Origin of the sequence: Bradyrhizobium sp. HKCCYLRH3061, assembly GCF_051168015.1 — a bacterium.
Lineage (GTDB): Bacteria > Pseudomonadota > Alphaproteobacteria > Rhizobiales > Xanthobacteraceae > Bradyrhizobium.
The window spans coordinates 513495-525823 of the sequence record NZ_JBNPUE010000001.1 but is presented as its reverse complement, the minus strand read 5'-3'; the positions used below and the strand labels follow the sequence as shown (position 1 = coordinate 525823).

The 12329-nt window shown below is 66.5% G+C and carries 12 protein-coding genes; 9 read left to right on the top strand and 3 right to left on the bottom strand.

The window, feature by feature from the left end:
* Positions 1–18 precede the first annotated feature (18 nt).
* From ACQR2C_RS02515 to ACQR2C_RS02505, 3 genes are all read right to left on the bottom strand, one after another.
* Positions 19–903 (bottom strand): intradiol ring-cleavage dioxygenase, encoded by an 885-nt coding sequence (locus tag ACQR2C_RS02515; protein WP_434880351.1) that lies wholly within the window; start codon positions 901–903, stop codon positions 19–21.
* 13 nt (positions 904–916) lie between these two features.
* The gene (locus ACQR2C_RS02510) at positions 917–1816 is read right to left on the bottom strand and encodes an NAD(P)-dependent oxidoreductase (RefSeq protein WP_316181632.1); all 900 of its coding nucleotides are present in this window, start codon (positions 1814–1816) and stop codon (positions 917–919) included.
* Positions 1817–1905: 89 nt separating this feature from the next.
* The gene (locus ACQR2C_RS02505; protein ID WP_434845739.1) at positions 1906–2232 is read right to left on the bottom strand and encodes a Dabb family protein; all 327 of its coding nucleotides are present in this window, start codon (positions 2230–2232) and stop codon (positions 1906–1908) included.
* 117 nt (positions 2233–2349) lie between these two features.
* On the opposite strand from ACQR2C_RS02505, the gene ACQR2C_RS02500 reads away from it, so the two are divergent.
* From ACQR2C_RS02500 to ACQR2C_RS02460, 9 genes are all read left to right on the top strand, one after another.
* Positions 2350–3279, top strand: coding sequence for a LysR family transcriptional regulator (locus ACQR2C_RS02500; protein ID WP_316217771.1), 930 nt, complete (start codon positions 2350–2352; stop codon positions 3277–3279).
* 1029 nt (positions 3280–4308) lie between these two features.
* On the top strand, positions 4309–5319 hold the full coding sequence (gene pstS / locus ACQR2C_RS02495) for a phosphate ABC transporter substrate-binding protein PstS (RefSeq protein ID WP_315802052.1): 1011 nt from the start codon (positions 4309–4311) through the stop codon (positions 5317–5319).
* 97 nt (positions 5320–5416) lie between these two features.
* A complete protein-coding gene (gene pstC / locus ACQR2C_RS02490; RefSeq protein WP_315802053.1) occupies positions 5417–6415 on the top strand; it encodes a phosphate ABC transporter permease subunit PstC in 999 nt (332 codons plus the stop codon).
* A gap of 3 nt (positions 6416–6418) precedes the next feature.
* The gene (gene pstA, locus ACQR2C_RS02485; RefSeq protein ID WP_315802054.1) at positions 6419–7300 is read left to right on the top strand and encodes a phosphate ABC transporter permease PstA; all 882 of its coding nucleotides are present in this window, start codon (positions 6419–6421) and stop codon (positions 7298–7300) included.
* A complete protein-coding gene (gene pstB / locus ACQR2C_RS02480) occupies positions 7297–8121 on the top strand; it encodes a phosphate ABC transporter ATP-binding protein PstB (RefSeq protein ID WP_315802055.1) in 825 nt (274 codons plus the stop codon). The genes pstA and pstB overlap by 4 nt, the downstream gene beginning before the upstream one ends.
* 30 nt (positions 8122–8151) lie before the next feature.
* The gene (gene phoU, locus ACQR2C_RS02475; protein WP_315713504.1) at positions 8152–8868 is read left to right on the top strand and encodes a phosphate signaling complex protein PhoU; all 717 of its coding nucleotides are present in this window, start codon (positions 8152–8154) and stop codon (positions 8866–8868) included.
* Positions 8869–8884: 16 nt separating this feature from the next.
* Positions 8885–9592, top strand: coding sequence for a phosphate regulon transcriptional regulator PhoB (phoB, locus tag ACQR2C_RS02470; protein WP_315754964.1), 708 nt, complete (start codon positions 8885–8887; stop codon positions 9590–9592).
* A gap of 147 nt (positions 9593–9739) precedes the next feature.
* Positions 9740–11056 (top strand): trypsin-like serine protease, encoded by a 1317-nt coding sequence (locus ACQR2C_RS02465; protein ID WP_315802056.1) that lies wholly within the window; start codon positions 9740–9742, stop codon positions 11054–11056.
* A gap of 168 nt (positions 11057–11224) precedes the next feature.
* Entirely contained in the window at positions 11225–12322 is a 1098-nt protein-coding gene (locus ACQR2C_RS02460) for a HoxN/HupN/NixA family nickel/cobalt transporter (RefSeq protein ID WP_434880350.1), read from the top strand.
* Positions 12323–12329: the final 7 nt, after the last annotated feature.

Sequence of the window (12329 nt, the reverse complement as noted above, 5' to 3'; positions counted from 1 at the left end):
CCTTGTCGTCCGCTCAGCTCAAGCCCGATCGCCGCGCTCCGCAAGCGCTTTCAGGCCGAAGTCGTAGTTGAGATGGAAATATCCCTCCGCCACCATGCGGCCATCTGGCGCACGGCCCGGCGGGCAGCGCGTGAAGTCGCGGATCAGGCTGTCCTTGACGCCGAACACGACGTCGGAATCGAGATACTGGTCGCCGGCGACGAACACATGGGTCACCAGCCGCTCGAAGCCCGGCGCCGAGATCATGAAATGCACATGCGCCGGCCGCCACGGATGCCGTCCCTGCGCCGCCAGCATGTCGCCGACCGGCCCGTCATCGGGGATCGGATAGGCGGCGGGCTTGATCGACCAGAAATGGAAGCGGCCGCCGGCATCGGTGCGAAAGCGCGCGCGCATGGCGAGATCGCCGATCTGCTCGAGCCGCTGCACGTCGTAATAGCCGTCATCGTCGGAGTGCCAGACGTCGACCACGGCGCCAGCGAGCGGCCGGCCGTCGGTGCGCGACACCGAGCCGGTGACGAGCAGCGGATCGCCCTTCATCGGCCCCGCGATGTCGTCGCCATTGGCGCGCTCCGGCGCGGCCTGGACGAAGAACGGGCCGAGCACGGTGGTCTCGGTGGCGCCTTCAGGCACGGGATGATTGATGGCGTCGACCAGCATGGAGACGCCGAGCGTGTCAGACAGCAGGATGAATTCCTGGCGCTTGTCGTCGCACATCTGCCCGGTGCGGGTGAGGAAGTCGATGCCGAACTCCCATTCCTGCTGGGTCGGACGGACCTCGCGCACGAAGGCATGGAGATGGCGCACCAGCGCCTCGCTGATCTGCTTGATGCGCGCATCGCTCGCGCCCGCTAGGCGGTCGAGCACGGCATCCGTGATCGTGGTCTCGTTGAAGTTGCGCACGAGGCGGCTCCTTTCAGACGGGCTCGCCGAGCCCGGACAGCCGTTCGACATGACGGACAGTGGCAAGGAAATCGGTCGTGGCCTCGCCCTGCGCGATCAGCGCGGCATAGGTCTCGCGGACCTGCGCCGCGAGCTGCAGCGGCACGCCGACGGCGTGACCGGCGCCGAGAATGAGATCGAGATCCTTGGCCATCTGCGCGCAGGAGAACGTCGCGGCAAAGTCGCGCGCCAGCAGCGGCGCGGTCTTGTACTTCACCATCGGCGAGGCGACCGCGCTGTCGTGCAGCACCTGCAGGATGTCCGGCCAGGCGATGCCGCCCTTGCGCGCCAGCGCCAGGCTCTCGGCCATCATCGCCGCGGTCGTCGCGATCATCAGGTTGACGGCGAGCTTGGCATAGCGCGCCTCTTCGGCCGCGCCGAGATAAGTCTGCGCGCGCGTGAAAGCCTGCAGCAGCGGCGTGATCCGCGCGAAGGCCGCTTTCGGCCCGGACACGAAGCAGGTCAGCTCGCCGGTGTGGGCGATGCTGGCATTGCCGGAGATCGGCGTGCGCAGATAAGCGACATCGCGCGCGCCGGCGGCCGCGGCGACTGCGCTCGAGGCGTCGACGCCCACGGTGCTGGTCTCGATCAGGATCGCGCCCGGTGCCATGGCCGCGATCACTCCGCCGTCGCCGAGCATCGCCGCGCGCAGCGCGGTGTCGTCGGGCAGGGACGCGATGACCACCGCATGGTCACGCGCCGCCTCCGTCGCGGACGTTGCAGCGACGATGCCGAGCGCGCGCGCCTCGCAGAGCCGCTCGGCGTTGGGATCGAACGCCGTGACGTCATAGCCGGCCTTGGCGAGCCGCGCCGCGATCGGCAGGCCGATCTTGCCGATGCCGATGAAGGCGAGGCGTTGGTCAGGAAGGGGCATCGATGCCGTCCGTCATTGGCTTGATCTGCCATGTGGTCTGGAGCCGGGCAGGGGGCGGCCGGGCAGGCCGTCGAAGATGAACGCCCCGGTCACGCGCCGGTCGCCGCAGCGATGGGATAGTCGACCTGGAAGCGGCCGATCCTGATGTCGCCGAGCTGCTCGCGCACGCGCAGGTGCTCGGGGTGCGAGGCATAGGCGTGCAGCGCGGCACTGCTGGCGAATTCGGAGAACAGGACGACGTCGCAGGCGTAGTCGACGTCGCTGACATCGAGACCGACCTCGATGTGGGTGAGGCCGTCGATCCGGCCCTTGAGGCCCTCGAACAGGGTCTTGACCTTGAGCCGGGCTGCGGCGCGCTCGGCGGCCGTCTCGGCGCGTAGCCGCCACATCACGATGTGCCTGATCGGCCCCGTCATTCGTGCGTCCTCACCTGTGCCTTGTTCTTGTCGGGCGATTTTGCCTTGCAGGAAATGGAAATAAAGCCCAAAAATTGTAACTCTGTTTTCCGCTCAGCGTAACAATTCGGCGCAACAATGGACCGTCTGCTCCAGCTCGAAGTGTTTTCCAGGACGGCGGAGCTGGGCAGCCTGTCCAAGGCCGCCGAGTCCTTGCGGATGTCCAACGCAGCGGCGAGCCGGCATCTTAGCGCGCTGGAGGAGCGGCTCGCGGTGCGCCTGATCGAGCGCAACACCCGCCGTCTCTGGCTGACCGAAGCCGGGCAGGAGCTGCTGCAGCGCTGTGGCACGCTGCTCAACGAGCTGGCCGAGGCCGAGGACGCCGTCAGCGACCGCGCGCTGTCGCCGCAGGGCATGCTGCGCGTCACCAGCTCGCTGTCGTTCGCGACGATCTATCTCGCGCCGATGCTGCCGGCGTTCCGCGCGATGTATCCGAAGCTGAACCTGCAGATCATCGCCGCCAACCGCTATCCGGATTTCATCGAGGCGGGCATCGACGTCGCGATCCGCACCCGCGAGCATGAGCCGGACTCGGGCATCGTCGTCCGCCGCATCGGGCAGATGCGGCGTGTGCTGGCGGCGGCGCCGTCCTATCTCGCCAGCCGCGGCCGCCCCGTCGTTCCCGCCGATCTCGTGCGCCACGACATGCTGATCTACAACCTTGCCAACGATCCCTATTCCCTGTCCCTGCGCAACGGAACGACGGCCCAGAGCATCCGGATCGCGCCGACGCTCGACAGCAATGACGGCCAGGTGATCAGGGGCGCGGCGCTGGCCGGGCTCGGCATCCTGATTCAGCCGCTCTACATCGTGCAGGGCGACATTCTGGCCGGCCGGCTGGTGCCGGTCCTGCTCGACTGGGAGCTGCCGCTCCTGACGATGAACATTGCCTACCAGAACCGCGTCAGGCTGCCGGCCAAGATCAGGGTGTTCGCCGATTTCCTCGTCGACCACATCCGGACCCATTCCGACCCTGGGATCTGGATCGAGCCGCCGAAGCCGGATTGAGCCGATGCCCCGCGTGCCGGGGGGAGGGGGTGTTCCGAAAAAAATAAATAGCTTGCTATTTTTCTGAAATCATGTTCTCTTGCGTGCAACCCGCCTCGAGCAGAGGGACGTACGCGTCGTCACGATACGTTGAGGTGGGCTGCGATGGACGTGACGGCTGCGCCAGACGAGCGCGGTTGGCACGGACGGCGAAGTCGTGTGGTCCTGGCCTCTCGACGCTGAGGTCAAGTCTGCGGTGGTTGCCTGACGGCACACGCGGGCGATGGGGGCAAGAAAGCCGATCCCCAGGGAGAGCACGAAGGACACCGTAAAGCCATCGCGCGGGGAAGGCCGGGTCTGTCCGGCTGTACCTGTGGTACCTGCCGCCTGCATTCTTTTGAGCAGGCGGGCCACGGGCCTCAGCCGAGGTCCGGCCTTCCTCGCGCCCTCTCGTTTCAGGGCGATATGATCGATGCATCACCTCGGGCACGGTGTGCCGTGGGGCGCGATGACGCGTGTCATGAGGCGGCGGAGCGGCCAACCAACCTTTCCGCTGTCGTCCCGGACAAGCGCGCAAAGCGCGCGCAGATCCGGGATCCATAACCCCAGGGAGGAGTTCGAGGCACGATGATGGACCGGCCGCCAAGCCACAACCGCTGCAGAGTGGGTCCCGGGTCGGCGGCCGTCACCGCTTCCCGTCGCCGACCTTGCCTGGAACGACACCGATGATTTGGCGGCCCCTTGTGGCAACTTCCACGTCGGGCGCAGCGGCCGCATGGGGTCGATGAGGTTGCGCGCGGCATAGCCGGGTCCTCCAATCTGGTTGAGCAGTGCTCGCAAACGGCGAGGGGCGGAGGCCCGCATGAAACCCCGCCCGCGCTCCGTAAAAACTCGGGTCAAATTCTAAATATCAAGAATTATCAACGGCTTGTGACTGTCATCCGACTGTCATCGAACCTTTATAAAAGCCACACTGAGGCCCCGTAAAGCGGCCGGGGAAGCGCAATCGGGCGCAGATGGCGCTTCGCTTCCCGAGCATGGAGACCAGCTATGAATTTCGTCAAAGCTATCGTCGCTGCCGGCTTGGTCGCCGCATCGACGTCGGCGTTCGCTGCCGACATCACCGGTGCGGGCGCGACGTTCCCGTTCCCGATCTATTCCAAGTGGGCCGACGCCTACAAGAAGGAGACCGGCAACGGTCTGAACTACCAGTCGATCGGCTCCGGCGGCGGCATCAAGCAGATCCAGGCCAAGACCGTGACCTTTGGCGCCACCGACGCTCCGCTCAAGGCCGAGCAGCTCGAGAAGGACGGCCTGGTGCAGTGGCCGATGGTGATGGGCGGCATCGTGCCGGTCGTCAACCTCGAGGGCGTGAAGCCGGGCGAGATGGTGCTGGACGGCGAGACGCTCGCCAACATCTATCTCGGCAAGATCACCAAGTGGGATGACGCCGCGATCAAGAAGCTCAACCCCAGCGTCAAGCTGCCGTCCGACGCGATCGCTGTCGTCCGCCGCTCCGACGGTTCGGGCACGACCTTCAACTTCACCTATTATCTCTCCGAGGCGAGCGCCGACTGGAAGAGCAAGATCGGCTTCAACACCGCGGTCGAGTGGCCGGTCGGCGTCGGTGCCAAGGGCAATGAGGGCGTGTCCGGCAACATCGGCCAGACCAAGAACTCGATCGGCTATGTCGAGTACGCCTATGCCAAGCAGAACAAGCTGACCTACACGGCCATGGTGAACAAGGCCGGCAAGACCGTGCAGCCGACCGTCGAGGCCTTCCAGGCCGCCGCCGCGAATGCCGATTGGACCAAGGCCCCCGGCTACTACGTGATTCTCGCCAACCAGCCCGGCGACAAGTCCTGGCCGATGACGGCTGCGACCTTCATCCTGATGCACAAGGAGCCGACCGACAAGGCCGCGTCCGCCGAGGCGATCAAGTTCTTCAAGTGGTCGTTCGAGAAGGGTGGCAAGATGGCCGAGGAGCTCGACTACATCCCGATGCCTGACAGCGTCGTGAAGCTGATCGAGAAGACCTGGTCTGCCGACATCAAGAGCTGAGCTGGACGTATCGAAAATTCCCCTCTCCCGGCCGCCGGGGGAGGGGTGCTACCGGGGTTGAGGCGTGTCCAAGGAACAGGGGGCGGAATTGGCAGAGATGGCGGTTCAGACCGAAGTCGGCGACATCGCGGCTGCTGCCGGGCCCTACGACCGGGCGCGCGCGCTCAGTGCCTTCAAGCTTGGCGACGTCACCTTTTACTGGATCACCCGGCTCGCCGCGATCTCGGTCCTGTTGATCCTCGGCGGCATCATCATCTCTCTCATCATCGGCGCCTGGCCGGCGATGAAGGCCTACGGCTTCGAATTCCTGTGGACGCGGCGCTGGGCGCCGTCGGCCGATCCGCCGGTGCTCGGGGCGCTCGGCCCGATCTACGGCACCCTGGTCACGTCCTTCATCGCGATGCTGATCGCGATTCCGGTGGGTCTCGGCATTGCGATCTTCCTCACCGAGCTGTGCCCGCAATGGCTGCGCCGTCCGATCGGCATTGCGATCGAGCTGCTCGCCGGCATTCCCTCGATCATCTACGGCATGTGGGGCTTCTTCGTTCTGGGCCCGTTCCTGGCCTACACGTTCCAGCCGTTCATGATCAATCTCTGCTCCGGCATCCCGGTGCTGCAGGACATCTTCGCCGGTCCGCCGTCCTATCTCAGTCTGTTCAACGCCTCGCTGATCCTGGCGATCATGGTGCTGCCCTTCATCACCTCGATCTCGGTCGACGTGTTCAAGACCGTCCCGCCGGTGCTGAAGGAAGCGGCCTACGGGGTCGGCTGCACCACCTGGGAGGTCGTGCGCAGCGTCGTCATTCCCTACACCCGTGTCGGCGTCATCGGCGGCGTCATGCTGGCGCTGGGTCGTGCGCTCGGCGAAACGATGGCGGTGACCTTCATCATCGGCAACTCGTTCCGGATCTCATCGTCGATCTTCGCGCCGGGCACCACGATCTCGGCCGCCATTGCCTCTGAGTTCCAGGAGAGCGACGGCCTGCACCAGTCGAGCCTGATCCTGCTCGGCCTGCTGCTCTTCGTGCTCACCTTCTTCGTGCTGGCGAGCGCGCGCCTGATGCTCATGCGGCTCCAAGCAAAGGCGGGAAAATAAGCCATGTCCAGCGCAGATTCGCTCACCGCCGATACGCCGGTCAATCCGATCTATGCGCGCCGACGCCGCAGGGACATCGTGATCCGCGGCCTCTGCGTCGCCGCCGCGCTGTTCGGCGTCACCTGGCTGGCGCTGATCCTGTTCACGCTGTTCTATAACGGCCTCGCCGGCCTCAGCCTGCAAGTGTTTTCCGCCGACACCCCGCCGCCGGGCTCGAGCGAAGGCGGACTGCGCAATGCCATCGTCGGCTCTCTGATCATGACGGTCATCGGCGTCGGCATCGGCGCGCCGCTCGGCCTGTTCGCCGGCACCTATCTGGCCGAGTACGGCCGCAACGACCGCCTGACCTCGGTGATCCGCTTCATCAACGACATCCTGCTGTCGGCGCCCTCGATCATCATCGGCCTGTTCATCTATGGCGCTGTCGTGGTGCCGATGGGCGGCTTCTCGGCGCTCGCAGGCTCGCTGGCGCTGGCGGTCATTGTCATCCCCGTGGTGCTGCGCACCACCGAGGACATGCTGCTGCTGGTGCCCAACCCGCTGCGTGAGGCGGCCTCGGCGCTCGGCCTGCCGCGATCGCTGGTGATCCGGCGCATCGCCTATCGCGCGGCGCGCTCGGGCCTGATCACCGGCGTGCTGCTGGCCACCGCCCGCGTCGCCGGCGAGACCGCGCCCTTGCTGTTCACCGCGCTGTCGAACCAGTTCTGGAGCCTCAACCTCTCCAAGACGATGGCCAACCTGCCCGTCACCATCAACAACTTCGTCCAGAGCCCCTATGCCTATTGGAAGCAACTGGCCTGGAGCGGAGCCCTTCTGATCACTCTGGCCGTGCTCGCCCTGAATGTCAGTGCACGCATTCTCGGCGCCGAGAGGAACGCAAAATGACCGACCTGTCCGTATCCGTCAGCCAGCCCAATCCCGCCGCGCTGAACGGCAAGGTTTTGCCGGAAGCCCCCGCCAAGGTGACCGCGCGCAACCTGAACTTCTATTACGGCGATCACCACGCGCTGAAGAACATCAACCTGTCGCTGGGGACCAACCGCGTCACCGCGTTCATCGGCCCGTCCGGCTGCGGCAAGTCGACCCTGCTGCGCATCTTCAACCGGATGTACGATCTCTACCCGGGCCAGCGCGCCGTTGGCCAGCTCATGCTGGACAACACCAACATCCTCGATCCCAAGCTCGACCTCAACCTGCTGCGGGCCCGGGTCGGCATGGTGTTCCAGAAGCCGACGCCGTTCCCGATGACGATCTACGAGAACATCGCCTTCGGCATCCGGCTGTATGAGAAGATCTCCAAGTCGGAGATGGACGACCGGGTCGAGAAGGCACTGCGCGGCGGCGCGTTGTGGAACGAGGTCAAGGACAAGCTCAACGCTTCGGGCCTGTCGCTGTCAGGCGGCCAGCAGCAGCGGCTGTGCATTGCGCGCACCGTGGCGGTCCGGCCGGAGGTGATCCTGTTCGACGAGCCGTGCTCGGCGCTCGATCCGATCTCGACCGCCAAGGTCGAGGAGCTGATCCAGGAGCTCGCCGAAAACTATACGATCGCCATCGTGACACATAACATGCAGCAGGCGGCGCGCGTCTCCGACAAGACCGCCTTCATGTATCTCGGCGAGCTGATCGAGTTCGACGACACCAGCAAGATCTTCACCTCGCCGAGCGATCGGCGGACCCAGGATTACATCACCGGCCGGTTCGGCTGACGCCGACGACATTGACTTCAGGAGATCATCATGGCCAGTGAACATACCGCCAAGGCGTTCGACAGCGATCTGCAGGATCTCACCCGGCTGGTGTCGGAAATGGGCGGCCTCGCCGAGCGTCTGATCGTCGATTCCGTCGATGCGCTGGTGCGGCGCGACATCGCACTCGGCCAGAAGGTGGTCGCCACCGACGCCGAGGTCGACAAGCTGCAGCGCATCATCGAGGAGCGCGCCGTTCTTACCATCGCCCGGCGACAGCCGATGGCGGTCGACCTGCGCGAGATCGTCGGTGCGATGCGGGTCGCCACCGATCTGGAGCGCATCGGCGATCTCGCCAAGAACATCGGCAAGCGCGTCGCGGCGCTGGAGAGCGACTTCCATCCGCTCAAGCTGATCCGCGGGCTCGAGCACATGACCGACCTGGTGCAGTCGCAGGTCAAGACGGTGCTGGACGCCTATGCCGCGCACGATTTGCCGGCGGCGATGACGGTGTGGAAGGGCGACGAGGAGGTCGACGCCATCTGCACCTCGCTGTTCCGCGAACTCCTGACCTACATGATGGAGGATCCGCGCAACATCTCGTTCTGCATCCATCTGATGTTCTGCGCCAAGAACATCGAGCGCATCGGCGATCACGCGACCAACATCGCGGAGACCGTCTTCTATATGATCGAAGGCCAGCAGATCATGGACAAGCGCCCGAAGGGCGACATGACGAGCTTCGCATCGACGATCCCCGGCAACTGAGAGAGACGGTTCTGACATGGGCGCCCGAATTCTGGTGGTGGAGGACGAGGAGGCGCTGACGACGCTCCTGCGCTACAACCTCGAGGCCGAAGGCTACGAGGTCGAGACGGTGGCGCGCGGAGACGAGGCCGACACACGGCTGAAGGAGCGCGTTCCCGATCTCGTCGTGCTCGACTGGATGCTGCCGGGCCTGTCCGGCATCGAGCTGTGCCGCCGCCTGCGGGCGCGGTCCGAGACCCGGCAATTGCCGATCATCATGCTCACCGCGCGCGGCGAGGAGAGCGAGCGCGTGCGCGGCCTCGCGACCGGCGCCGACGACTACATCGTCAAGCCGTTCTCGGTGCCGGAGCTGCTGGCGCGCGTGAAGGGCCTGCTGCGGCGGGCGAGCCCGGAGCGGCTGGCGACCGTGCTGTCCTATGGCGACATCGAGCTCGACCGCGAGAAGCGCCGCGTGGCGCGCTCGGGACGGCCGATCGATCTCGGCCCGACCGAATACCGCCTGCTCGAGTTTTTCCTGGAGCATCCCGGCCGCGTGTTCAGCCGTGAGCAGCTGCTCGACAGCGTCTGGGGCCGCGACATCTATATCGACGAGCGCACGGTCGACGTCCATATCGGCCGCCTGCGCAAGCTGCTCAATCCGGGCCGCGAGCAGGACCCGATCCGCACCGTGCGCGGCGCCGGCTATGCGCTCGATGATCGCTTCGCCAAGAGCGAGCAGGTGTAAGGGGCGATCGGGCGTGAGGATGAAGCAGGTGTGAGGCGCGAGGGGGCCCGATTGAGGAGATCGCGGTCCGCTTTCCGCCACGCCGCCGCCGTCTTGATCGTGTCTGCTTCGTGGCCCGTCACGATGTTTCGGTCCCAGCGGACGCCCTTGATCAAGACCATCATCATATCTCTAGCCGTGCTGCTCGGCAGCGCGGCGGGCGCCGCGGCCGCCGAGCTCGAAGACGCGGTCGCCGCGGCGGGAAACGGACAGCACGCCGCGGCGATGCGCCGCCTGCTGCCGCTGGCCGCCAAGGGCGATGCGCGGGCGCAGTTCGACGTCGGCTTCATGGAGGCCTTCGGCTGGGGCCAACCGCGCAACCCCGCCGAGGCGCTGGCGTGGTATCGCAAGGCCGCCGATCAGGGCCTCGCCGTCGCCCAGCATTATCTCGGCATCGCCTATGTCAACGGCGAAGGTGTCGCGAGCAATTATGGCGAAGCCGGCCGCTGGTTCAGCCGCGCGGCAGCGCAGGGCTTCGCCCAGTCGCAATACATGCTGGGCCTGATGCTGCTCGACGGTCGCGGCGTGAAGCAGGACGTCGTGCAGGGCTACGCCTGGCTGGTGATGGCGGGTCGCAGCGGCGTGCGATCGGCCGGCCGCGACGTGCAGAGGGTCAAGCTGACCGAGCCGCAGCGCGTCCAGGCCCAGAGCGCCATTGCGGCCTGGCGGCCGAAGCCGGAATCGGCGGAGGCGGGCGTCGCCGCTCCGCGTCCGGAGCAACTGCTCGGGCTCGACCGCCACATCGGCGAGGTCGTCGATCCCACCTCGTGGCCGGCGTCGTCGATCGGCGTCGTCACCGTCGCGCAATACTCGACCGGCGGCTGGTGCACCGGCACTCTGGTCGCGCCGCGCGTCGTGCTCACCGCCGCGCATTGCGTGTTCAACGGCGTCGCGCAGGTCAGCCCCGGCAATGTCCGCTTCCTGGCCGGCATGAACAGGGGCACGCCGGCGGCATCGTCGGTCGCCGACAAGCTGATCGTGGCGCCGGACTTCGTCCCGACCCGGCACGACAGATGGTCGCTCGACCGCTCGCCCGCCGATTGGGCGCTGATCGTGCTGAAGGATGCGCTGCCGTCGAAGCCGGTCGCGGTCAAGGCGCTGACGCGCGAGGAACTGCAGGCTGCGACCAAGGCTGGCGCCATTTCCGAGATCGGCTACGGCCAGGAGCGGCGCTATTCGCCGACCGGCCAGCGCAATTGCAGCGCCGGCATGACCAGCGATGCCCGGCTGCTGACGGTGCATTGCCTCGCCAATTTCGGCTATTCGGGCTCGCCGATCCTGGCCGAGGTCGGCGGGCAGCCGACCGTTGTCGGCATCTTCTCGGCGTTCCACGAGGAGACCCGGCTGATGTTCGCCGCGCCCGCAAGCCAGTTCGAGGCCGTCGTGCGGCGCGAGATTGCGGCGCAGAGTGCCTCGGCGCGGTGAAGGGGGAGGGGACGAGAGAGGTCCCGCCGCTGGTCACGATCTGTGCGCGACTGGATAGCGGGTTGCCAAGCGAGCGGGCGATCCGGCAAGTGCAGCCGATTTTTTCCTGCAGCTTTCGCCTGCAGCGGGGCTTTACCGAACTGGCCTGGCTCTTGCTATAGTTCGAGTATGACGATTGTTCCAATTGATCATCCTCGTGCCCCGCGGCTGCTGTGGTGGCGGTCGCAGCCCGGCAGGACCGTTGCGCTCGTCGCTGGGCTGGTCGCGGCCAATGCGGTGGCCTGGGCCTGGGCATTCGCGCTCTACGCCGACCGGCCCGCCATCGTCGGCACCGCGATGCTGGCCTGGCTGCTCGGACTGCGCCATGCCGTCGATGCGGACCACATCGCGGCGATCGACAATGTGGTGCGGAAGCTCGTGCAGGACGGTCGCGCCCCGCGCGCCGCCGGCCTCTATTTTGCGCTCGGCCATTCCAGCGTCGTCGTCATCGCCACCATCGTGGTGAGCCTGGTGGCCGGCGCAGATCTGTTGAGTGAGGACAGCGCCATCCGTGCGATCGGCGGCACCATCGGCACCTCGGTCTCCGCAGGCTTCCTGCTGCTGATCGCCTTCGCGAATCTGGTGCTGTTCGTGAACCTCTGGCGCCGCCCATCCCACCCCCATTCCGACATGGATGCCGCCGGTAGCGCCGGGCGGGGCCTGCTCATTCGTCTGCTGCGGCCGGTGCTCCGCGTCGTCTCCCGCGCCTGGCACATGTACCCGCTCGGCTTCCTGTTCGGCCTGGGCTTCGACACCGCCAGCGAAATCGGGCTGCTCAGCCTGTCGGCGACCGAGGCGGCGCGCGGGGCGAGCCTGGCGCATGTGCTGGTATTCCCGGCGCTGTTCGCCGCGGCGATGGCCACCGTCGACACCGCCGACAGCGTGCTGATGGCCGGCGCCTATCGCTGGGCGCTCACGGATCCCGCGCGCAAGCGGCGCTACAATCTGGTCATCACCGGCGCCTCGGTCGCGATCGCGCTGGTGATCGGCGGCGTCGAGGCGGTCGCGCTGCTGACGCCCCGGCTTGGCTTCACCGGCGGATGGGCCGAGGTCGTCACTGCGCTGGGCGATGATCTCGCCAACCTCGGGATCGTCGCCATCGGACTGTTCGGCCTGATCTGGGCGGGCGCCGTGCTGCTTGGCCGCCGTCCGGGCGGTTCCGAGGATGCGCCGGGTGAGGAGCTTGCCAGCGTTCGCGCCGGGGCGCTAAACCCGAGAACGAAATAGGATCGAG

What these genes read in the sequence shown, in the direction of transcription:
- phoB (WP_315754964.1), top strand. Translation starts at nt 8,885, where the DNA reads ATGGGCGCCCGAATTCTGGTGGTGGAGGACGAGGAGGCGCTGACGACG.
- ACQR2C_RS02510 (WP_316181632.1), bottom strand. Translation starts at nt 1,816, where the DNA reads ATGCCCCTTCCTGACCAACGCCTCGCCTTCATCGGCATCGGCAAGATC.
- pstC (WP_315802053.1), top strand. Translation starts at nt 5,417, where the DNA reads ATGGCGGTTCAGACCGAAGTCGGCGACATCGCGGCTGCTGCCGGGCCC.
- pstB (WP_315802055.1), top strand. Translation starts at nt 7,297, where the DNA reads ATGACCGACCTGTCCGTATCCGTCAGCCAGCCCAATCCCGCCGCGCTG.
- pstS (WP_315802052.1), top strand. Translation starts at nt 4,309, where the DNA reads ATGAATTTCGTCAAAGCTATCGTCGCTGCCGGCTTGGTCGCCGCATCG.
- ACQR2C_RS02500 (WP_316217771.1), top strand. Translation starts at nt 2,350, where the DNA reads ATGGACCGTCTGCTCCAGCTCGAAGTGTTTTCCAGGACGGCGGAGCTG.
- pstA (WP_315802054.1), top strand. Translation starts at nt 6,419, where the DNA reads ATGTCCAGCGCAGATTCGCTCACCGCCGATACGCCGGTCAATCCGATC.
- phoU (WP_315713504.1), top strand. Translation starts at nt 8,152, where the DNA reads ATGGCCAGTGAACATACCGCCAAGGCGTTCGACAGCGATCTGCAGGAT.
- ACQR2C_RS02505 (WP_434845739.1), bottom strand. Translation starts at nt 2,232, where the DNA reads ATGACGGGGCCGATCAGGCACATCGTGATGTGGCGGCTACGCGCCGAG.
- ACQR2C_RS02460 (WP_434880350.1), top strand. Translation starts at nt 11,225, where the DNA reads ATGACGATTGTTCCAATTGATCATCCTCGTGCCCCGCGGCTGCTGTGG.